This is a genomic window from Steroidobacter flavus, assembly GCF_042651805.1.
GTDB lineage: Bacteria > Pseudomonadota > Gammaproteobacteria > Steroidobacterales > Steroidobacteraceae > Steroidobacter > Steroidobacter flavus.
On record NZ_JBHSDU010000010.1, the window covers coordinates 278,980 to 301,096 of the forward strand.

The following is a 22,117-nucleotide window of genomic DNA, read 5'->3' on the forward strand; positions in this document are numbered from 1 at the left end:
GGCGACGACGAAGAATGATCGATAACAGACGGTAGGGGATATGCCGCGACAGACCCGTTTCACGGTCGGTGCGGTGGCTTGCATGGCTGCCTGGCTGCAGCCCGTGGCGACAGCCGCGGCGAACGATGCCACCAGTCGCGAGCACGACCTGCAGATCGAGCGCCAGCCGCTGGCGCGAGCGCTGCAGGCATTCGCCAAACAATCCGGTATCCAGATCATTTTCTTTTCGGATGTCGCCGACGGCCGCGAGGCATCGCCTCTGGTCGGGCGGTTCACGATCGCGGCAGCGCTCGAGCAAATGCTCATCGATTCGCAGCTCACGTTCCGCCAGATCAGTGCCAACACCATCGAGATCTGTCTGCGGAGCTCGCCGCTGTGCTCGGGAGCGCAACCCAATCCGGAGACAGAAATGAAACAGCATTCGAGCGTGTACCTGGCGGGGAACGGTCGCAAGTTACGGCGCATGAGCACGCTTTCCAGCGCACTCATGTCCGCGGCGGCGATGACGGCGGCGGCGCAAGACAAGCCGGCGCTGGAAGAGGTCGTGGTCACGGCTCAGAAGCGCGAGGAACGTCTCCAGGACGTGCCGGTGGCGGTCACCGCGTTGTCCGGCGATCAACTGGCGAGCGCAGGCGTCAACGACACCGCGAGTCTGACCAACATGACGCCGTCGCTGACCTTCACCGAAGGTGCGCATCCGGCCAACAAGAATTTCCGTATCCGCGGCATCGGCACCGCTGTGTTCGGCCAGGGGCTGGAGCCTTCGGTCTCGGTCGTTGTCGATGGCATCGTGCTCGCCCGTGCCGCGCAGGGCTTTTCCGATCTTGCCGATATCGAGCGCGTCGAAGTGCTGCGTGGCCCGCAGGGCACGCTGTTCGGCAAGAACTCGATTGGCGGTGTCGTCAACGTCGTTACCAAGCGGCCGTCCAACACGTTCGAAGCCAACATGGACGTGACCGTAGCCGAAGATGACGAGTATCGCGTGCGAGGGTCCGTGTCGGGGCCGTTGAGCGACACGGTCGGCGCGCGGCTCACCGGTTATTACAACGATGTCGGCGGACACATTCGCAATATCACCGTGGGTCGCGACGTGAACGGTCACGAGGACCTGGGCTTCCGCGGCAAGCTGGAATGGGACCCGACCGACCGGCTCAATCTGTTGTTCATGGCGGACTATCGCGAGAACGAAACCACCTGCTGCTCCAGCCAGATCATCGCGGTGGAGAATCCGCTGCTCGCGCAGTTGATGTTGCCGGTGGTCGCGAGCTTCAATAACCGGCTCGAAACCGACAACCGTATCGCGACTTCCAGCACCGACCAGACCACGCTGTCGCTCGAGGCGAACTATGAGTTCGATGCGGTCACACTGACTTCGTTGAGCGCCTATCAGGATTTCTTCGTGGAGAACGATCAGCCGGTGGACCGACTCAATACACCGGTGCCGCTGTATCTGCCCGCGACCAACGGCTGGTTCGACATCAACGACGGTAGCATCGACATTCAACAATTCACGCAGGAATTCCGGCTCACATCGCCCGGCCACGAACGTTTCAACTACGTGGCGGGCTTGTATTTCCTGGACCTGGACCTGGATCGCCGGTTCGAGCGCCGCGTCGGCAATTGCGCGCCAGGTGGCGAGCCGGCGTCGTATGGCCTGCCGTGCAATGTGCCTCTGTATCGCTCGCAGGCGGGCTTCCTCGCGAACACGACGACTCGCAACGTCGCGCTGTTCGGTCAGGCGGATTTCAACATCGTGGGCAATTTGTCCGCGCTCGCGGGCGCACGAGTCCAGTACGAAGAGATCACTTATGACGGTCGCCGTACCGACGCGCGCGTCGTCGCGGGTGATCTGGCGCTGCCGGGATTCGCGCCCTCGGCGGGCACTGGCAAGTCCGACGACACGGCGATTACCGGCAAGCTCGGCTTGAAATATGAGTTCAGCGACGCCGCGCAGACCTATCTGACCTGGTCCACCGGCTATAAGGGCGCCGGCTACGAAGTCGAATTCGCGACCATTTTCGAGAACCAGCAGCCGATCAAGCCGGAAGAGGCCACGTCTTGGGAGCTGGGCTTCAAGTCGCAGCTGTTCGATGGGCTGTTGTCGCTCAACACCGCGCTGTTCCATGCGGAGTATGAAGACCTGCAGGTGCAGGCCAATCGCGGCAACCCGGACCTCGGCATCGTGAGATTTGCGACCACCAATGCCGGTAGCTCCACCACACAGGGTGTTGAAGTCGAGTTTGCGTTTCGTCCGCTCGGCGGTTTGTCTCTGAGCGGCGGCGTGACCTATCTCGATAGCAGCGTCGATATCGACGGACTGAACTGCCCGCTGTCCGCACAGGCGGCGGCACCGGTGCTCACTGGCGCGCACCCGATCAATCTCTGCTATCGCCCGGCGACGGGTGCGAGTCCGATTCAAAACGTCCGCGGTGGCGATCTGCCCAGCTCACCGGAATGGCGTGGCAATCTCACGGCGCGTTATGACTTCGATGTGCCGGGCACCGGCTGGACCAGCTTCGTGCAGCTGGCGGGCAATGCGCAGTCGAAGATGAACTTCGTCATCGAGCAGGATCCGCTCACGGTGCACGACAGCTACACCATCGTCGATGCGAGCATCGGTGTGCGCGATCCGAGCGAGCGCTATCGCGTGACGTTCTTCGTCAAGAATCTGTTCGACGAGCACTACGTGACGTCGATGGGGCGCACGGCCACGCTCACCACGGCGCTGGTCACGCCGAACAATTTGCAGGCGACGGTTCCCAAGGAAGCGAACCGCTACTTCGGCGCGACCTTCGGTGTGTCGTTCTGACGGAAGGGACCCAGGAGCCAGCGCTCGCCTGAGCGCTGGCTTCTTCGATCAGGGAGCGATCCTGGCGCCGACGCGAACGACCGTATCGCTGAGCTTCGCCACCGACACTACGATTTCATCACCTTCGACCACCGGGCCGACGCCGGCCGGCGTGCCGGTATAGATCAGATCGCCGGGCTCGAGCCGATATAGTTTCGATGCGTAGGCGATCACGTCCTCGACCGGCCAGATGAGCTCGCGCACGTCGGCACTCTGTTTGACCTGGCCGTTCACCTTCAGCTGAATCGCGCCGTCGGCGATGTGGCCGACCTCGGCAACGGGATGAATCAGCCCGAGCGGGGAGGCTTGTTCGAAGTTCTTTCCCGTATCCCAAGGCCGGCCTTGTTCTCGTGCCCGCATTTGCAGGTCGCGGCGAGTCATGTCGAGACCGGTCGCATAACCGAACACATGCGCGAGCGCATTGTCCCGTGAGATGAATCGTCCGCCGGTGCCGATGGCCACCACCAGCTCCGCCTCGTATTGAAAGTCGGCGGTTTCGCTGGGATACGCGATCGTCGTGCCCGAGGGGACCACCGTCTCCGCCCACTTGGTAAAGAAGAACGGCGGCTCGCGATCCGGATCGCGGCCCATCTCGCGAGCATGCGCGGCGTAGTTGCGGCCCACGCAAAAGATCCGACGCACGGGAAAGTCCTCGCCACGAGTGGTCTTGGCCAGGATCGGAGGTTGCGGTTGAAACACCAGGGTCACGATCTGCTCTCTCGATAAAGGTTGAGTTTCTGTTGAGCGGCGGCGTCGGAATAACCGAACACCACCAGAGTGCGGTTGGCGCGTAACGACAAGCTCTGCCACGAAGGCACGACGAACAGGTCGCGAGGTTGCAGGCTCAGCGTGCGATCGCCGACGCGCGCTTCGCCCGAGCCCTCGACGACGACGAACACGGTGCCGTCGGTGGAACGGCGCGGCTTTGTTTCAAAGCCGGCCGGCAGCAGTCGCACATGCGCCGAGATCGTTTGCATGATCGGTCCGCCATCGGCCGGATTGACGAACTCCAGCGCGTGGCCGAGGTGCGGGTCGATAGCCGCGTTCGCCGCGAGCGAATCCAGCGATGCACGCCATTGTGAGTATGGATAATGAAACAAAGCCGAGTTGCGCGGCCGCGTGTCGGCAGTCGAGCCCGACAGGGGACGCAGGTTGTTCCCGTAGCGGGCGAGGGTGTTGCCAGGGGGCGCCGTTTCCGGATGCGCGTCTTCCTCGAGGCGTTCGGCGAAGCCCGCATCGAACAGACGCACGATAGGAATATCGAGTCCGTCGAGCCAGATCATCGGCTGATCGGTGGGATTGCCGTGATCGTGCCATTGCCCGCCTGGAGTGAGCACCAGGTCGAACGGCTGCATGATGGCTTTCTCGCCATCGAGCGCGGTGAATGCGCCGCTGCCTTCCATCACGAAACGTAATGCGCACTGACTATGACGATGGCAACGCGCGACTTCGCCGGGAAGAATCAACTGCAGCCCGGCATATAAACTGGGCGTGATTGCCGATTGGCCGGGAATGCCGGGATTCTCCAGGATCAGCACGCGTCGCTCGGCTTCCGCCGCACTGATGAGGGAGCCCGCTCGCATCAACGAGTCGCGAATGGCGCCGTAGGACCACAGATGAGTCCTAGCGGGCGAGGCGGGCTCGGGCGGCACGAGCGAATGCAGGCTCTCCCAGAGCGGAGTGAGATGATCGCGCGCCATCTCCACATACAGCCGTTTGAGCTGTTGGTTGCGCGCGGCCGAGGCGGGATCGAGTCGGGTGGCTGTTTCCATGTCAATGTCCGGCGTTCGGTGGCGGGAAGTAGGCTTTGCCTTCGGCGGTCGCTTTGGCCTTGGCGGGTGAGTCAGGAAACATATTGTTCATTTTGCTCGGCAAGTTCGGCGTCACGTACCACTCGGGCGGGTAGTCCGCGGCGCGCGGTCCGTTGCGATCGCGGTCGACGAGACCGCTGCTAGTCTTGCGTGTGTAGGGAACGACGTGCGCGCCCTGGCGATTCGGAAGCTGCTCGTAGAGGCGATTGCGCAGCTCGATCTTGGTGTTGAGCAGAGCCGGCTCTTCGATGAGATTGTGCATCTCGTCGGGATCGCGGTTGAGGTCGTACAGCTCCTCGGTGTCCCAGACGCCGTGATACTGGATGTACTTCATCCGATTGCGCTCGATGGCGAACGTGGTGGGTGTCTGCGGCAGCGTCCACTCCCAGTAGTACTCATAAATGAAATCGCCGGCGTCCCAATCGGCGGACGCCACCTTGCCTTGCGCCAGTGGCACCAGACTCTTGCCTTCCATCTGCGAGGGAATCTCCACGCCGGCGAAATCGAGAAACATCGGCGCCAGATCGAGATTGCGAACGACGGCGGGATTGGTCACGCCCTTGGGCAGCAGGCCCGGCGCGGACACGATCATCGGCACGCGGATCGAGCCTTCGTACGCGTTGCGCTTATCGATCAGGCCGTGGTCGCCGATCAAGAAGCCGTTGTCGCTGTAGAACACCACGACCGTGTTCTTATCTAACCGGTTCTTGCGCAGGTACGTGAGAATGCGACCCAAGCTGTCATCGACGGAACTGAGCGCGCGGTAGATCTCGCGCACCATCTCCGTGATGGACTGATCGGTGTGGTAGGGGAAATCGGCGCCGTGCCAGCTGTTACGCTGGTTGCGTACCCACAAGGGTTTGCCAAGATTGTTTTCCGGCGTGTTCGCCATGCTCGCCGGCAGCTTGATCTGCAGGTCGGCATATTGATTGGCATGCCGTTCCGCCGGCTTGGCGTCTGAGTGCACCGCCTTGTGACTCAGGTACAGAAAGAACGGCTTGGTGGGATCGCGGCCGTTCTGCAGCCAGTCAAGCGCGTAGTCGGTCAGTTCGTCCGTGATGTAGCCGGTGCGTTTCACTGGCTTGCCGTCGACGTTGAGCATCTGTCGTTCGCCGGCGGCGAGTTGCTGCGGGCTCAGGCGCTCGGTGGGGAAGTAAGTCCCTTGGCCCTTGAAGCTCACCCACTTATCGAAACCGGGGCGGGGCGCATCGGTATCGAAACCCATGTGCCACTTGCCGATGAGCGCAGTTTGATAGCCTGCACGCTGCAAATAGCTCGGAAAGAACACCAGCCCGTCTTCTGAAGAGTTGTTGTTATCGATCACGCCGTGATTGCGCGCCGACATGCCGGTGAGAATCGTGGCCCGGCTCGGCGAGCACAGCGAGGAGGTGACGACTGCATTCGGAAAGTAGACGCCGTTTTTGGCCAGTGCATCGATGTTTGGCGTCTGCAACCCTGGCGTCACGAAGCCCATGGCGTCGTAGCGCAGATCATCGACCAGCACGAAGATCATGTTCGGCTTGGCGGCCAGCGCTACTGACGAGCAGAGCGCCATGGCGACAACGGCGAGTAGCCGGATCACCATCGCAATTGCTCCAGTCCGCAAAAAGCATCGACGGGACTCACGCCGCTGAAACTGGCTTCGCCGACCAGGCGTCGCGCCAGCTCGATCTGCTGATCGGCGAGCGAACAATAGCCGTTCACGTAAGTCTGGAAGTTCGGCGCGTCGTACAGAAAGTAGGGCTGGCCGAAGGAGATCAGCATCGTCGGCAGCTCGCGATTGAACTGACGCATGGCGTTGCGGCCGCCGGCATGCAGCTTGGCGAAGTCGATATAGATGTGACTTGCGGTCGGGGTGGCTTCCTGGCCGAGCACATACAGCACCAGGTCCGCATTCTCGCGCGTCGGAACAGCATGTGGATCGAAGGCACGAACCTCGAAGCCCCGGCGGGTCAGCTCATCGCACAGTGGGGCGAAACTGCGCGCGGGCGCGCCGGCGAAAAAGTTGCTACCGGCATCGCTGATGATCACGACGCGACGATGACGGGTCGGATCCAGGGGCAGGAGCTGTTGCGTGTCCTTCACGAGCGTCAGGCTGCGCCCGGCCGCCTCACGCGCCACGGCGCGATGACTGACGGTTTGCAACTGTGCTCGGACCTGTTCGAGCGGCGCCAGTCTCGACTCCAGGCTGGCCGTGTGCAGCCCGAGCGATGCCTTGAATGTAAGCACGCGCGTCACTGCTTCGTTGAGGCGACGCTCCGAGAGTCGGCCAGCGCGCAACCCGTCGAGCATATGCTTCATGTCGCCGGCCGCGTTCCGGCTGAACAGGAACACGTCGCAACCATTTTCGATGACCGCGGGTACGGCCGTGGCGCGATCCATCCAACTCGTGAGCCCGCCCATCGCGGTGGAATCGGAAACGATCAGCCCGCGGAAGCCCAGGCGATTGCGTAACAACTCTTCGTTGAGCAGCTTCGAAACGGAAGCGGGCTCGAAGGCGCTGCGTCCCGCATTCGGCAGCATGGAACGGATGAACGCCGGAAACGCGATGTGCGCCGACATCACGCTGGCGACGCCTTGGTCGATCAGCGCACGGAAGATTCGTCCGAAGGTTTGCATCCATTCATCGAGCGTCTGAGAGTTCACCGTGGTCGCGACGTGCTGATCGCGATCGTCCAGCCCATCGCCGGGCCAGTGTTTCGCGGTGGCCGCGAGGCCGTGTGCCTGCAACGTGCGGACATGCGTGCAGCCGTGCTCGATGATCTTGTCGACGTTCGAGCCGTAAGAGCGGGTTCCGATCAGAGCGCTACGAAATGCGCGGTTGATGTCCACGACAGGGGTCAGCGACCAGTTGTAACCGAGCGCTCGACTCTCGACAGCGAGGACTCGTGCCAGCGCTTCGGTGAGGGCCAGGTCGTCGCAGGCTGCGATCCCCATCTGATTGGGAATCTGGGTGCAAAAGGGATAACTGATCGTGCCCCCTTCGATATCGCCGCTCAGGAGCATCGGCACTTCGCTGCGGGCCATCACTTCGCGCGTGGCGTACCAGGCGCGATCCAGGCTCTCGGTCGGAAAGCGATGGATGCCGCCCGGTTGGACGCCGCACAGCTCGTCGATCTCCGCGTCCGTGTCCTCACGGCTGGAGAGCACGAACAGCTGTGCAATCTGTTGCTCGACGCTGAGATTGTCGCGAGTGCGGTTCACCCACGCTTGAGCTTCGGCCGAGATCGACAGCGGGTTCGGCGTCGAAGCGGTGGGAAAAGTCAGCTCAGCACTCATTTCGTCAAACCCATCTTGCGTTGAAACCAGGAGTAATCGAAGCTCGGATAGCCGGGCTCGTAGGTACCGTCGAGCACCGCGGCGAGATAACGGCCGGTGGTGCGCATATAAATTTCGTCTTCCTCAGCGGCGGCACGGATTTGCGGTAGCGCGCCGCGCGCGGCTTCACCGATGAAGGTCAAGGCGTTGATTGCCTGCAATCGGGCCGTCAGCGGCAGCTTGCTTCCCAGAATGTCCGCGAGGCGTTGCACAGCCGGCGCGGGATTGCCGAGTTTCACGACGGCCTCGGCCGCGACGATTTGCACGGCGGTGGAGGGATCGGCGCGCAGTGTCGTTTCCAACTCAGTTCTTGCGGCAGCCGCGGCCGGGCCGAGCATGAGCAGCCCCTGAGCGGCCCAGTAGCGAATGACTTCGTTGCTGTCGGAGAGCCGCGCACGAAACAGCTGCAGCTTGCGTGGATCGCGCCTGGCGGCGGCCGAAGCAAGGCTCATCGCTTTCTTCAAGGGATACAGGTTGCGATCGCGGCTGCGCTCGTAACCTTCGGCTGCACCGCCCTCGGGGATGAACCCGTTGTCATTGATCGTCACCATGTGGCGATCCAGCGCCTGGCGGAACTGCCCGATGCGAGCGCGGTGCTGAGGATCTTCGATCAGATTCACGACCTGATCGGGATCGCTTTGCAGATCGTAGAACTCCTCGAAGGTTTTCTCTTGAAAGAAGCGCGCTTGCGCGGCGTTGAGCCGCCCGGCGCGAAACTCACGTTCCCAACTTTGGAACGATGCCATCATCCAGCAGTAGCCGAGATTCACGCCCCACGGCCGGTGCGGCATGTAGTTACGAATGTATCGATAGCGACCGTCCGCCACAGTGCGGATCATGTCGTAGCGCTCGTCCATGCGATCGCGCATGCCGAACACCCAGCGCCGGCCGCGCAAGGTGTCGTTACCGAGCAGCGTCGAGCCTTGCATCTGCGCAGGCTTACGCACATCGGCAAGCGCCAGCACGGTGGGCGCCAGGTCAATGAAGCTCACAGGTTCTTTGACTTCACCGCCTGCCGACGCCGGCAGCAAGTGTCGCCATCGCGGCGGCGCCTTGATGATCAGGCTGCAACGAAACCCCTGGTCGTACGCGTAGTGTTTGGTACGCGGTAATGCGCCGCCGTTGTCGGAGTAGTAGAAGACGATGGTGTCGTCGGTGAGCCCGGCATCGGCCAACTCCTTCTGGCGTGCGCCGATCTCGCCGTCCATCTTTTCCATGAGGTTGTAATAGCTGGCGAAGTCGCGTCGAACCTCGGGCGTGTCGGGGAGATAGGCGGGAATGCGCACCTGCTCCGGTGTGACCCGGCCCGCGGTCGGCTGGAACAGCTTGCCTTCATGGGTCGTCATCGTATTGAACACGGCCATGAACGGCGCCCCTTGCGGGCGGTTGCGCCAATGCGCCTTGGCGCTCGATTCATTCCAAATGTGCGCGGGATCGACGTCGCAGTTGTAATCGGTCTTGGGATTGTTGGTGCAGTAATACCCGGCGGCGCGCAGATATTCCGGATAGGTGCGCAACTCCGGCGGCAGGTGCGCGTCGGCTCGCATGTGGTTGGCCGGCGCCAGGCTCTCGGCGTAGCACCCGGTCAGGATCGCGAATCGCGAGGGGGCGCAAACAGGTGCGGTCGAGAACGCATTTAGAAACACCACACCGTCGCGCGCGAGTGCATCGATGTTGGGTGTGTGTGCCAACTTATCGCCGTAGGCACCCAGCAATGGATTGTTATCTTCGCTGACCAGCCAAAGGATATTCGGTCGCTTGCGATTGGGGGCATCAGTGCCCGCACTCGCGGTCAGGCTGGCGAGTACAGCGGCCGCGGCACCGATGGCTTCACGTCGAGTCAGTGACATCAGGCGCTCCTCCGCTGAAACAACCGATCGAGCAGCAGAAGATGGCGACGTGCAGTGCCGGTACGCTCGTCGATCGACTGGCCTTCCAGAGCGCCATGCAGATCGATCCAGCACTGGCGATAGCCGCTTTGATACAGAGGCTGCGGCTCGCGACGGCCGACTGCGTCGAACACAGCGACGTCGGCCGGCTTGGCCGTAGCGGCCGGAACGATTCGGATCTCGCGACGGAAAGCGCGGGAGACAGTTCGAAGCGAGATGCCGTCACGCGTGCCGATGCGTGCTGTCAAACGCACACCGCGCCAGGCGCCCTCGAGGGTTGCCGCCGCGATCACGTGAGTGGAATGCACGACCAGCGGGTCGAGCCCGGTGACGCGACCTCCGAGTGTTTCCAGCAGGGTCAACTGTTCGAGCAGGCTGGTTCGAAGCAAGCTCTCGGAGCCGACGTCGCCCGTCGAGTCGACGATGAACGGCGATGTGGACTGATTGCAGTCGAGTATTTGCAATGCGGCTTCGCTGAGCGACGCAGCCGATGCGATACCAAACATCACCGGTCGATCCCCGGCCGCCTGGCAGAGCTCATCGATTCTCGCTGGCGAGAGTTGCGCGGCGGAGGCGATGAAGAGCGCACGACTTCTGCGGTTCAGTGCTTCGAGTGCTTGCGCGGCCGCGGCGTCGCTGCCGGAAACGAGCAGGGCCTCGGCGACGTCGACCGAGCTGACGAGACGGAAGCGCAAGGGCAGGGTGGCAAGCACACTGCGTTGAGCTGCCACATCGGGGCCATCGCCGATCATCATCACGGAGCGTTGTGGGGTCATTGCTCGATCTCCATGACCGCAGCTGCCCGATCCGCAAGCTCCAGTGCGAACAGCAAATCATCGATCGCGCTGCTCAAAGGGATCGAAAGCGGCTTGCGAGCGCAGAGCGCTTCGTGAAGTTGCAGCCACTGCGCCTGATAGCCATTGATTTCGAATTCGAAGGTGCGGCTCGAGTCAGGGTTGCGAACAGTCGCGCGTCCCGATCCTGCGAGCACATACGAAGGCGGAAACTCGATAGCAAGCTCGCCCCCGGCTCCGGACACCTCGAAGGTCCACGAAGTGGGCCACTGGCCGGGCATGAAGCCAAGCAACTCGGCGGAGCGCTCGCCATCGTGCATCAGCAACGAATAGCCGAGCGGCGGCAGCCGTCGCGCACTGAGCACCTTGCCGCACTGAGGAAAGAACGTTCTCACCAGCGGGATGTGATGGATGGCCAAGCCGAGGATGGTTTGTTTCAACGCGGCTCGCTGTTGTTCGGGCGAAGGCTGACCGGGCGCCACGGGCGGCGGCCCGCCGGGCGTCAGCGATTCAGTCGCGAGGCCGACGAATGCGGCATTGGGCGGCAGAAAAATCGATGACTTCACGTGCGTGACGCGCTGACGTTGCTGGGTCCACTCAGCGAGCCCGGCGCGAAAGCCCGGATCGTACGCATGCATGGTGCCGACCATGACTCGAGTTCCCGATTCGGCGGCGGCCTCAGCAACCGCAGCCGCTTCTTCGCGCGTGATTGCCAGCGGCTTTTCACACAGGACCGCACGTTTGCCGGCTTTGCAGCAGGCGATCGTCTGTTCGGCATGAAATGCATTCGGACTGCAGATCGCGACCACATCGATGTCGTCATCGGCGATGATGCTGGCGGCATGCGTCGTGGCGATCGCTGCGCAACGGCTGGCGACCTTCGTGGCCACATCGGCATCGACGTCCATGACTTTGGCGATTTGCCAGCGCTCGCCGAGCGTGCTCAGCGCCGGCAGATGAATGGCTTGCGTGACCGGGCCTGCCCCGATGAAGCCGATGCGAAAGGTATCGTTCACCCCTGATGCCTCTTCCAGTGCTTGGACGCCAAGCTGTCGCCGGGTCCGGTGTCCCGCGAAAACAATGCTGGCGTCCGGATAGGTTTAGCGCTATATCATAGGCACGTCTTGGGGTAGCAGCACAAGTCGTGCGCCAACATCCAGGACTCGCGAGGCCGGATACGGCGGTGCTTTGCGAACGAATGTCTGTGGGGGATGTAACAAAATGGCTGACAACTTGGCCCGGCGCGTGATTCCGGCTGCGGAGAGCGTGCCGACGATGGCTATGGATGCGGAAAAACAGTGGCCGCCGTCGCGCACCGCCTGGTATGTCGCCATCATGCTGATGCTGGCGAACACGCTGTCGTTCGTCGATCGGCAGGTGTTCGCGTTGCTGGTGCAGCCGATCAAGATGGACCTGCAGATTTCCGATACCGCGATCAGCGTGCTGTATGGCCTGAGTTTTACGTTGTTTTATGTGATCGTCGGTATTCCGGTGGCGCGCCTCGCCGACCGTTCCAGTCGCCGCAACATCATCGCGGCCTCGGTCTTTGTGTGGAGCCTGGCTACCGCGCTGTGCGGTGTCGCCAAGAACTTCACCCAGTTGTTCGTTGCGCGCGTCGGGGTTGGCGCAGGCGAGGGCGGCCTCGGCCCCGCGGCGTATTCCATGCTCGCCGACTACTTTCCGCCGCAACGCCTGCCGGCCGCGATGGGTGTGTATCAAGTCGGTGTCTATATGGGCGGTGCCGCCGCGCTGCTACTTGGCGGCGCGTTATCGACCGTGATCCCGCCGGGCGAATCGATCACGTTACCGCTGCTGGGAACGATGAAAGGCTGGCATCTGGTGTTCCTCGCGCTCGGTGTGCCCGGCGTGTTGCTCGCGCTGTTGTTACTTACGGTGCGTGAGCCGCGACGCATGGAACACAAGGGATCGGAAGCCAAAGTGCCGCTGCCGCAGTTCTTTGCGCATGTGAATTCACGCAAGATGGCTTATTTCGGTATCGGGCTCGGCTTCGCGTTGATGATTCTGGTCGGCAACGGCTCGGCCGCGTGGATTCCGGCATTTCTCGAGCGCAAGTATGGTTGGACCACCGCGCAGATCGGCGCGGTGTACGGCCTGATCGTATTTTTCTGCGGCACCAGTGGCACGTTGGCCGGTGGCCTGTTTGCTGCCACGTTGCGTAAGCGCGGCGTCGAGCTCGCCAATCTTTACGCGCCGTTGCTGGGTTTCGTCCTGCTCATTCCCATCACCATCGCCTATCCATTGATGGCCACGGCGCACGCGGCCCTGGTGCTCATCGGCATGATGAATTTCTTTGCCGGATTCAACTTCGGCGGCGGTCTCGCCGCATTACAGGAGCTGACGCCGAATCGGATGCGTGCGCTGGTGTCCGCCGGCTACATGCTGACGATCAATCTCATCGGCGCGGCACTGGGCCCGACCATCATCGCGCTGTGCACCGACTATTGGTTCGGCGATCCGCGTCGCTTGCACGAGGCTATCGCGCTGGTCTGCGCAGTAGCTTCGCCGCTTTCGGTGGTGGCTTTGCTCATCGGTATCCGCGGATACAAGGCCGCGAAACTCCAAGGACTCTGATGCTCGCTTGACAGCCAGGGGCGTCCCGTGGGAAAAATCGCCCCGAAAGATTAGCGCTAAACCCAGCGGACAACATAGTCGAGCGGGTTCGTTATGAAGGGGGAAGTCATGTCGAAGTCTCATTGCTCGATTCGTGACTACGTGGTGCGCACGGGTGGCTGGTCCAGCGCCGTAGTTGTGTTTCTTGGGTCTGCGTCGGCCTTGGCGCAGGACACCGCTGCTGGCGGCGGACTCGAAGAAGTCGTGGTGACGGCACAAAAACGCGTCGAGCGTTTGCAGGATGTGCCGCTGGCCGTGACCGCGCTGTCCGGGGAAACGCTCTCCAACGCAAACGTGAACGACACCGCCGGACTTGCTGGCGTGACGCCGTCGCTGACTTTCACGCAAGGCGCGCAGCCTTCCAACACCAACTTTCGTATTCGCGGCATCGGCACTGCCGTGTTCGGTCAAGGTTTGGAGCCGTCGGTTTCCGTCGTCGTCGATGGCGTCGTGCTGGCGCGCTCGTCGCAAGGATTCGCCGATCTCGCGGACATCGAGCGTGTCGAGGTCCTGCGCGGACCGCAAGGCACGCTGTTCGGCAAGAACTCGGTCGGTGGACTGATCAACGTCGTGACCAAGCGCCCCTCCGATCACTTCGAGGCAGATGTCGACGTTACCGTCGCGGAACAGGAGGAGTACCGGGTGCGCGGCTCGGTATCGGGGCCCTTGAACGATACGATGGGGGCGCGCCTGACCGGCTATTACAACGATGTCGGCGGACACATTCGCAATGTCACGTTGAACGAGGACGTGAATGGTACCGAGGCCCTGGGGGTACGAGGCAAGTTCGAATGGGACCCGACGGACCGCCTGAATCTGTTATTCACCGCTGACTATCGCGAAGCGGATACGAAGTGCTGCTCGAGCCAATACATTCTGGTGGAGAACCCGGTGTTGCAGCAGGCGTTGCTACCGGTCGTGGCGAGCTTCAACAATCGCCAGGAGACCGAGAACGAGATTACGTACTTCAATACCGAACAGGCGACGCTGTCGGTGGAAGCCAATCTGGAGCTCGAGCCGGTGACGCTGACCTCGCTGACCGCGTACCAGGATTTCGCGCTCGAGAACAACCAGCCCATCGACCGCCTGAACACGCCGACGCCGCTGTATTTCCCGGCGACCAATGGTTACTTCGACATCAACGGCGGCACCGTCGATATCAAACAATTCAGCCAGGAGTTCCGCGTGACCTCGCCTGGCAACCAGGCATTCAACTATGTCGCGGGACTGTACTTCCTCGATATGGAGCTGGATCGAGGCTTCCAGCGCCGCACCGGTGGCTGTGCGCCCGGCGGCAATCCCGCGGCGTTCGGGCAGCCCTGCGTCGTACCGTTGTATCGATCACAGGCAGGCTTCCACGCGAATACTGGCAATAGAAACATTGCGTTGTTCGGCCAGGCTGATTTCGACATCGTCGGCAAGCTGTCCGGCCTGGTCGGCGCACGGGCGCAATATGAAGAGATCACGTATGACGGCGTGCGCACCGACACGCGCCTGGTGGCGGGAGACCTGCCATTGCCTGGCATCACGCCCTCGGCGGGCAGCGGCAAGAGCGATGACAGCGTCGTGACCGGCAAGGCCGGCTTGCAATATGAATTCAGCGACCAGGCGCAGACTTATTTGACGTGGTCGACGGGCTACAAGGGCGCGGGCTACGAAGTAGAATTCACGGCAGACTTCGTGGATCAGGTGCCGGTGGAACCTGAGACCGCGGAAGCCTGGGAGTTGGGATTCAAGGCGCAGCTGTTCGATGGCGCGCTGTCGGTGAATACAGCTTTGTTCCATGCCGAGTACGAGGACCTGCAGGTCCAGGCCAATCGCGGCAACCCCGAGCTCGGCATCGTGCGCTTCATCACCACGAACGCGGGCAGCTCGACCACGGAAGGCGTGGAGCTGGAGTTCACCGGGCAACCATTCACGGGCTTCACGCTCACCGGCGGCGTCACCTACATGACGACGAGCGTCGATATCGATGGCTTGAATTGTCCGCTCTCCGATCAGGCCGCGGCGCCTGTGATCACGGGCTCGACACCGATCAACTTGTGTTATCGATCGGTCGCAGGTGCGAGCCCAGTGCAGAACGTGCGTGGCGGCGATCTGCCGAATGCGCCGGAGTGGCGCGGCAGCCTGACGGCGCGCTATGAGTTCGGACTCCCCGGCACGAGCCTCGATAGTTTCATCCAGCTGACCGGCACCTCGCAGACCCGCATGAACTTCGTGATCGAGCAGGATCCGCTCACGGAACAGGACGGCTACACCACCGTCGACGCGAGCATCGGACTGCGCGATCAAAGCAACCGGTATCGGCTGACGTTCTTCGTGAAGAACCTGTTCGATCAGCACTACCTGACCCTCATGGCGCGCTCATCGACGCTGTCGACGGCAACGCTCACGCCGAATCAGCTCACCGGCAACATTCCGAAGGATGCCAATCGTTATTTCGGCGCCACTTTCGGTATTTCGTTCTGACACCATGAACGCAATACGCCACTGGTTGCGAGAGCCGCTCTTGCATTTCGTCGTCGCGGGTTTCGTCCTGTTCGTCGCGAGTGAATTGCGAGGCACGGCGGGCCAGGATGACGCGCGGATCGTGGTGACGCCCGAGCGCGAGGCGAGGCTGGCAACGCGCTATGCGATGCAGTTCGGCGCACCGCCGGATGCGACGAAAATGGCGCAGCTGGTCGACGATGAGATCCAGGAGGAAATCCTGTTTCGACGGGGCATCGAGCTCGGGCTGGATCGCGACGATGAGATCGTGCGTCGTCGCATCGTTCAGAAGATGCAATTCCTGTTGGAGGATCTGTCCGCGCCGGCGGAACCCAGCGAGACGGAGCTCAACGCGTTTTTCGACAAACATGCTGAGCGATACACGACGCCGGCCCGCGCCAGCTTCACCCACGTGTATTTCTCTCTCCAGCAAGGAGAGACGAAGGCGCGATCGCGGGCGCAGGCTGCGCTGACTCGTCTCGAGCATGGCGTCGATCCGATGCAGGTGGGCGATCCGTTTCCCGATCTGTATCACTTCGCGACCTACGAGAGCGAGCAGGTGCGACGTCTGTTCGGTAACAGCGAATTTGCATCGGCGGTGTTTTCGGCGCCGTCGACGCGTTGGGTCGGACCTTATCGTTCGAGTTACGGCTGGCATCTGCTCAAGGTGGACGCAAGACAAGACGCGGCGCGGCCGACGTTGGCCGAGGTGCGCGATCGAGTGCGCACGGATTTCCTTCTGGATGCCCAGGCACGCACCAACCAAGCCGCGCTCAGTGCGCTGGCGAGCGAATATCAGGTCGTTCGCACCAAGCTATGACGCGTTTCCTCGCGCTTTGTGCGTTGCTGCTGACCGGCATGTTCTCGAACGCGCAGGCGCACGAGGTTCGTCCAGCGTTCCTCGAGATCAAGCAGGTGGAAGCCCAACGCTACCGCATCGTATGGAAGCAGCCGACGATGGGCGAGGTGGCGGTCCGTTTGATCCCGCATCTCTCGAACGGCTGGCTCGAGCGCCTGCCCGAGGACCAATATGCCGCGGCGGGCTTTCTGGTTCGTACCTGGAACATCGGCAGCAGCGACTCGCTGGCAGGAACGACACTCAGCATCGAGGGGCTGGAATACACGATCACCGATGTGCTCGTTCAGGTCGAGTGGTTGGACGGTCGCAAGGCTCAGACGCTGTTGCGTGCTGAAGAGCCGCAGCTTGCGATCGAGTCCTCCGCAGGACGCGAGGTCACGATGCCGGTGTTTCTCAACCAGGGCATTCGTCACATCCTGGCGGGCGTCGATCATCTGCTGTTCGTCCTCGGGTTGATTCTCATCGTGCGCAATCGCTGGATGTTGTTGAAGGCGGTCAGCGCATTCACGGTGGCTCACAGCATCACTCTGGCGTTGGCGATGCTGGCGAAGGTCACGTTGCCGGGACCGCTGGTGGAGGCATTGATCGCGCTGTCCATTCTCACGCTGGGCGTCGAGATCGTTCGTTCGCAGCGCGGGCATGCGGGCCTCACCAGCCGTTATCCCTGGGCGGTCGCGTTTGTCTTCGGTCTGTTTCACGGCATGGGATTCGCCGGCGGGCTAGCGGATCTCGGCTTCGCCGGGCGCGACCTCGTTGCCAAGCTGGCCTTGTTCAATGTCGGCGTAGAAATCGGCCAGCTGGGTTTCATTGCGACCGTACTGCTCGTCGGCAACGCGTTGCTGTCGCGACAGGATCTGGGTCGTCGTGCCGCCACGATGCGATTTGCCGCATACGTGGTCGGCATTGCGGGAGCGTATTGGACGTTTGCGACGAGCGCGGCGTTGTTGGGAGTGGCGTAGATGAGTGCAAGGATATTGTTTGTCACGACAGCGATGGCGGGTGTCGCTGCGTCTGTAGCTGGAGTCGCGACAGCAGCGGAGCCGGCTCGTGAGCCTGCGCCGGCGGAGCGCCGGGCATTCTTTGGCGAGCTGCATTTGCATACGGCGCTATCGCTCGATGCCTGGACCTACGGCACGAAACTTCTGCCCGAGGATGCTTACAGGTTCGGTCGCGGCGACACCGTGATGGTTCCGGCCACGCAGGTCGCGAGAGAGCAGGGGGCTGACGGCAAGAAAGAAGTGGCGGCGAAACGCGCGTGGCCGCTGGACTTCATGGCGGTGACCGATCACTCCGAGCTGGTTGGCACGATGCTCGCGCTCGACGATCCCAAGAGCGACTTTGCAAACAGCGAGGCAGGCAAGCGCATCCTCGCCGACCCGCCCTTGGCGCAACGCATGTACATCGTTGCACGACGTGGGCGCGGCGAAGTCCCTCCGCAGATGAAAGATCCCGCTCGCATCCGCGATGCGTGGGAGCGAACCGTGCGTGCCGCGAACGATTTCTATGCGCCGGGCAAATTCACGACCTTCATCGGCTATGAATGGTCGGCCCTGCCGGACGGCAAGAATCTGCATCGGAACGTGATCTTCAACTCGACCAGCGCGCCGCTGCCGTTCGATGCCACCCAGTCGCAGCGTCCCGAAGATCTCTGGACCTACATCGAGAGCGTGCGTGCACGAGGCATGGACGTGATCGCCATTCCTCACAACGGCAACGCCTCGGGCGGCCTCATGTTCGACTGGAACATGAGCGACGGCCGGCCCATCGATCAAGCGTACGCAATGCGCCGCGCCAGTATCGAACCGCTCACCGAAATCGCGCAGATCAAAGGGCAATCGGAGACAGTGCCCATGCTCTCGCCGAACGACGAGTTCGCGAACTTCGAGGTTCTGGATCGATTGCTGGGACCCGCCGGCGTGAAGAGCGCACCGCCCGGCAGCTACATTCGCGATGCTTTCGGACGCGGCCTGGTCATTCAATCCGGCGTCGGCGCCAATCCGTTCAAGTATGGTGTCATCGGCTCGTCCGACATCCACAACGCACTCAGCGCGAGCGATGAAGCGGCGTCGGCCGGCGGACAATTCGGTATCGATCCGCAGACGATGCTGCCGCGAGGCGAGTTTGCGAAGAAGGCGCTCGGCCAGCCGACGACGCCGCAAAAGCTGTCGGCATCGGCGCTGGCATTGCCCGAGGTGGCCGCCGACCCGAAGCGGGCGGAGGAGGCCCAACGCCTGTCGAACGTCGAGCGCAGCTCGGCGGGGCTGGCGGGCGTGTGGGCGAACGAGAACACGCGTGAGTCGATCTTCGCCGCGCTCAAGCGGAAAGAAACGTTTGCTACGTCCGGCACGCGCGTCCGCGTGCGCATGTTCGGAGGTTGGGACTTCGAGCGCGAACTGATGAAACGCAAAGACTGGGTCGCGCAAGCGTATGCCCACGGCGTTCCCATGGGCGCGGATATGCCCGCGAAGCCCGCCGGTGAGCGCGCACCGAAGCTGCTCGTGCAAGCAACCAAAGATCCCGAGGGTGCGAACCTCGATCGGATTCAAGTGATCAAGGTGTGGCTCGAAGGCGGGAGTTATAAGGAACGGATTTTCGACGTCGCTGTGTCCGATGGCCGCAAGATCGACGCCGAGCAGCGTACGACGCCGCTTACATCGACCGTGGACTTGAGCACCGGTGAGTATCGGAACAGTATCGGTGCCGCGGTGCTGGAGACGGTTTGGGAAGATCCAACCTTCGATCCGAAGCAGCCCGTTGTTTACTACGCACGCGTCCTCGAGATCCCAACGCCGCGCTGGAGCACGTTGCTCGCCGTCAAGAACCAGCTGCCGCTATCGAAGGATGTGCCCGCGATCATTCAAGAGCGCGCCTGGTCATCACCGATCTGGTTTACGCCTTGATCCACGGAATGTGACTTCACGGTTGCGATGCGAGATACGCGTCGCTTGACAGTCCAGCGCCGTGTATGGGACAAAGCCGTCATTGAGGATTAGCGCTAAACCTAACGGGCGCTCTGCATCAGGGGTATTGGGGGATTCATGTCACAGTCTCACGTTTCGATTCGTGGCAACGCCTCTCGTGCGTTTGCTGTTTCCAGCGCAATCGCTGTGTTGCTGGGCTCCACGTCGGCGCTCGCCCAGGACGCCGCGCCGCAGGCAACCGATCAGGTCGCGTCCGGCGGACTTGAGGAAATCGTCGTGACCGCGCAGAAGCGCGAAGAACGACTGGTCGATGTGCCGTTGTCCGTGACGGCGGTCAGCGCGGAAACACTGGCCAGCCAGCAAATCAACGACAGCGCGAGCCTGGTGCGGGCGATTCCGTCATTGAGCTATCAGCAGGGTAACGGTCCGAACAACAGCAGCTTCCGTATTCGCGGTATCGGCACTTCCTTGTTCGGTCAGGGTGTGGAGCCTGCGGTGTCCGTGGTGGTCGACGGTGTCGTCGCGGCTCGCGCGTCGCAAGGCTTCGCCGACTTGCTCGATGTCGAGCGAGTCGAAGTGCTGCGTGGCCCGCAAGGAACGTTGTTCGGTAAGAACGCCACCGCGGGCGTGGTGAACATCGTCACCGCCCGGCCCGAGAGCGAGTTCGGCGGCAACATCGAGGTCACTGGCGCGGAAGATAACGAATATCGCATCAAGGGCACCGTGACCGGCGCGCTCAGTGACACCGTCAGCGCTCGCTTCAGCGGTTACTACAACGACGTCGGCGGCCATATCGACAATGTCGCGACGGGCGATGATACAAATGGTTTTGAAAGCTGGGGCGGTCGCGGCAAGTTGCTGTGGGATCCGACCGATACCCTGAGCCTGTTGCTCACGGCGGAATATCGCAAGACCGACGCGGACTGCTGTTCGCGCGTGCCTGTTTCCATCACCACGCCGGCGCTGGCTACGCTGATCTCGCCGGTCGTGGCATCGCCCGACAATCGCTCGGTGTCCAACGATGGCTTGAGCTATTCCAGAAGCGATACCAGCACGCTGTCGTTGCAAGCCGATTGGGACCTCGGTCCGGTCACGCTGACGTCCATCAGCGCTTATCAGCATTATCAGCAGGACGATCAGTTCGAGCCCGATCAGATCGCCTCCGATCCGGTTCTCTACGTGGGCCCCTCGGCCTACTCGCAATGGAACTTCAACGCCTTCGGCATCGAATATTCGCAGCTGTCGCAGGAGCTGCGCCTGTCCTCCAATGGCTCGGGCGACCTGACCTGGGTGGCCGGGCTGTTCTACGCCAATCTCGACATGGATCGCTTCGGCGATCGTCGTCGCGCACGCTGCGGCTCGGGCACGCTCGGGCAGCCTTGCACGGTGGCGCTGACGTACGACTCGTCGGGATTCAACGGCAACTTCAAGAGCGACAACATCGCGGCCTTCGGCCAGGTCGACTATCGCCTCGTCGGCGGCCTGCATCTGTTGGGCGGTCTGCGTACGCAGTACGAAGAACAGAAAGTCACAGGCACCGTGTATGCGCCGATCACCGCGGGCGATGCGCTGTTCCCTGGCATCACGCCCAACTCGGGCACGCGCGAGCGAAACGACTCCGCCGTGACCGGTAAGGCCGGCCTGCGTTACGAGTTCGACCGCAACGCTCAGGTCTATGCGACCTACACGCGCGGCTACAAGTCGTTCGCGCTCGACCTCGACGCGTCGACCGATTTCGCCACTCAGACGGGCCTGGATCCCGAGCACGTCGACGCCTATGAAGTCGGCTTCAAGTGGCGTGCACCGGGCGGCTGGCTGGCCATCGACACCTCGGTGTTCCGCTCCAACTACACCGACTTGCAGGTGCAGTCGATTCAGCAGGATCCGACCACCGGTGTATTCCAGTCCCGCACCATGAACGCCGGCAGCTCACGCACGCAGGGTGTGGAGGTCGAAGCCACGCTGCGTCCGACCGATTCGTTCTCGCTGACCGCGAGCGTCACTTATCTCGATGCGATCATCAGCGTCGACGGTCAGACCTGCCCGCTGCAGTATCAGGCGAACGCGCCGATCCTGACCGACAACTTCCCGGTCAACACTTGTTATCGCCGTCAGCAGGTGGTGAACGGCGTGACGCAGACGTCGAGCCCCATCGTCGACGTGAAGGACGGTGCGTTGCCGGTGGCGCCGGAGTATCGCGTCACGTTGTCGCCGCGTTACGAGCACGAGCTGGGCGGCCTGGGCCTGATGGGCTTCGTGCAGCTCAATGTGAATTGGCAGGACGACTATCAGTTCGCGCTGGAGCAGGACCCGCTGCGCGTGCAGAAGAGCTACGCGCTGGTAGATGCGAGCGTCGGTTTCTCCGATCTCAACGAGCGCTACAAGGTGACGCTGTTCGTGCGCAACCTGTTCGACGAGAACTACTACTCGCAGCTCAACCACGGCACCATTCTGGCGACCACCGCGAGCCCGTACGATTTGTGGGCCAACATCAACAAGGACGCGAATCGTTACTTCGGCGTGACCGCGAGCTATCGGTTTTGATCGAGACGGGGAGGA

General features: G+C 62.2%; 14 protein-coding genes. 7 read left to right on the forward strand and 7 right to left on the reverse strand.

Annotated elements, in window-relative coordinates:
* Positions 1-40 precede the first annotated feature (40 nt).
* A complete protein-coding gene (locus ACFPN2_RS22635; RefSeq protein WP_380600831.1) occupies positions 41-2,809 on the forward strand; it encodes a TonB-dependent receptor in 2,769 nt (922 codons plus the stop codon).
* Between the two features lie 48 nt (positions 2,810-2,857).
* Here the strand turns inward: ACFPN2_RS22635 and ACFPN2_RS22640 are convergent, their stop codons facing one another.
* Genes ACFPN2_RS22640 through ACFPN2_RS22670 form a run of 7 tightly spaced genes read right to left on the reverse strand, consistent with a single transcriptional unit; the run spans position 2,858 to position 11,676 of the window.
* On the reverse strand, positions 2,858-3,556 hold the full coding sequence (locus tag ACFPN2_RS22640; protein WP_380600833.1) for a fumarylacetoacetate hydrolase family protein: 699 nt from the start codon (positions 3,554-3,556) through the stop codon (positions 2,858-2,860).
* Positions 3,553-4,620, reverse strand: coding sequence for a gentisate 1,2-dioxygenase (gene gtdA, locus ACFPN2_RS22645; protein WP_380600835.1), 1,068 nt, complete (start codon positions 4,618-4,620; stop codon positions 3,553-3,555). Before gtdA ends, ACFPN2_RS22640 begins: the two co-directional genes overlap by 4 nt.
* A 1-nt stretch (position 4,621) precedes the next feature.
* Complete coding sequence (locus ACFPN2_RS22650; RefSeq protein ID WP_380600837.1) at positions 4,622-6,244, reverse strand: sulfatase family protein; 1,623 nt, start codon at positions 6,242-6,244, stop codon at positions 4,622-4,624.
* Positions 6,238-7,938 carry a glycoside hydrolase family 3 protein gene (locus tag ACFPN2_RS22655; RefSeq protein WP_380600839.1) on the reverse strand — a complete coding sequence of 567 codons (1,701 nt, stop codon included), beginning with the start codon at positions 7,936-7,938 and terminating at the stop codon, positions 6,238-6,240. Before ACFPN2_RS22655 ends, ACFPN2_RS22650 begins: the two co-directional genes overlap by 7 nt.
* Entirely contained in the window at positions 7,935-9,827 is a 1,893-nt protein-coding gene (locus tag ACFPN2_RS22660) for a sulfatase-like hydrolase/transferase (protein WP_380600841.1), read from the reverse strand. The genes ACFPN2_RS22655 and ACFPN2_RS22660 overlap by 4 nt, the downstream gene beginning before the upstream one ends.
* Positions 9,827-10,642, reverse strand: a complete 816-nt coding sequence (locus tag ACFPN2_RS22665) for a hypothetical protein (protein ID WP_380600843.1) — start codon at positions 10,640-10,642, stop codon at positions 9,827-9,829. Before ACFPN2_RS22665 ends, ACFPN2_RS22660 begins: the two co-directional genes overlap by 1 nt.
* Positions 10,639-11,676 (reverse strand): Gfo/Idh/MocA family protein, encoded by a 1,038-nt coding sequence (locus tag ACFPN2_RS22670; protein ID WP_380600845.1) that lies wholly within the window; start codon positions 11,674-11,676, stop codon positions 10,639-10,641. The genes ACFPN2_RS22665 and ACFPN2_RS22670 overlap by 4 nt, the downstream gene beginning before the upstream one ends.
* A 205-nt stretch (positions 11,677-11,881) precedes the next feature.
* On the opposite strand from ACFPN2_RS22670, the gene ACFPN2_RS22675 reads away from it, so the two are divergent.
* From ACFPN2_RS22675 to ACFPN2_RS22700, 6 genes are all read left to right on the forward strand, one after another.
* Complete coding sequence (locus ACFPN2_RS22675; RefSeq protein ID WP_380600847.1) at positions 11,882-13,252, forward strand: MFS transporter; 1,371 nt, start codon at positions 11,882-11,884, stop codon at positions 13,250-13,252.
* A gap of 108 nt (positions 13,253-13,360) precedes the next feature.
* Positions 13,361-15,760 carry a TonB-dependent receptor gene (locus tag ACFPN2_RS22680; protein WP_380600849.1) on the forward strand — a complete coding sequence of 800 codons (2,400 nt, stop codon included), beginning with the start codon at positions 13,361-13,363 and terminating at the stop codon, positions 15,758-15,760.
* Positions 15,761-15,764: 4 nt separating this feature from the next.
* Positions 15,765-16,598 carry a peptidyl-prolyl cis-trans isomerase gene (locus ACFPN2_RS22685; RefSeq protein ID WP_380600851.1) on the forward strand — a complete coding sequence of 278 codons (834 nt, stop codon included), beginning with the start codon at positions 15,765-15,767 and terminating at the stop codon, positions 16,596-16,598.
* Positions 16,595-17,596, forward strand: a complete 1,002-nt coding sequence (locus ACFPN2_RS22690; protein ID WP_380600853.1) for a HupE/UreJ family protein — start codon at positions 16,595-16,597, stop codon at positions 17,594-17,596. The genes ACFPN2_RS22685 and ACFPN2_RS22690 overlap by 4 nt, the downstream gene beginning before the upstream one ends.
* Entirely contained in the window at positions 17,597-19,537 is a 1,941-nt protein-coding gene (locus tag ACFPN2_RS22695; RefSeq protein WP_380600855.1) for a DUF3604 domain-containing protein, read from the forward strand.
* A 138-nt stretch (positions 19,538-19,675) separates the two neighbouring features.
* Positions 19,676-22,102, forward strand: a complete 2,427-nt coding sequence (locus tag ACFPN2_RS22700; RefSeq protein ID WP_380600857.1) for a TonB-dependent receptor — start codon at positions 19,676-19,678, stop codon at positions 22,100-22,102.
* Positions 22,103-22,117 lie beyond the last annotated feature (15 nt).

Bases quoted from the DNA above. Each gene is read 5' to 3' on its own strand.
- ACFPN2_RS22635 (WP_380600831.1), top strand. From the start codon at position 41: ATGCCGCGACAGACCCGTTTCACGGTCGGTGCGGTGGCTTGCATGGCT.
- gtdA (WP_380600835.1), bottom strand. From the start codon at position 4,620: ATGGAAACAGCCACCCGACTCGATCCCGCCTCGGCCGCGCGCAACCAA.
- ACFPN2_RS22650 (WP_380600837.1), bottom strand. From the start codon at position 6,244: ATGGTGATCCGGCTACTCGCCGTTGTCGCCATGGCGCTCTGCTCGTCA.
- ACFPN2_RS22655 (WP_380600839.1), bottom strand. From the start codon at position 7,938: ATGAGTGCTGAGCTGACTTTTCCCACCGCTTCGACGCCGAACCCGCTG.
- ACFPN2_RS22665 (WP_380600843.1), bottom strand. From the start codon at position 10,642: ATGACCCCACAACGCTCCGTGATGATGATCGGCGATGGCCCCGATGTG.
- ACFPN2_RS22685 (WP_380600851.1), top strand. From the start codon at position 15,765: ATGAACGCAATACGCCACTGGTTGCGAGAGCCGCTCTTGCATTTCGTC.
- ACFPN2_RS22700 (WP_380600857.1), top strand. From the start codon at position 19,676: ATGTCACAGTCTCACGTTTCGATTCGTGGCAACGCCTCTCGTGCGTTT.
- ACFPN2_RS22690 (WP_380600853.1), top strand. From the start codon at position 16,595: ATGACGCGTTTCCTCGCGCTTTGTGCGTTGCTGCTGACCGGCATGTTC.
- ACFPN2_RS22695 (WP_380600855.1), top strand. From the start codon at position 17,597: ATGAGTGCAAGGATATTGTTTGTCACGACAGCGATGGCGGGTGTCGCT.
- ACFPN2_RS22680 (WP_380600849.1), top strand. From the start codon at position 13,361: ATGTCGAAGTCTCATTGCTCGATTCGTGACTACGTGGTGCGCACGGGT.
- ACFPN2_RS22660 (WP_380600841.1), bottom strand. From the start codon at position 9,827: ATGTCACTGACTCGACGTGAAGCCATCGGTGCCGCGGCCGCTGTACTC.
- ACFPN2_RS22675 (WP_380600847.1), top strand. From the start codon at position 11,882: ATGGCTGACAACTTGGCCCGGCGCGTGATTCCGGCTGCGGAGAGCGTG.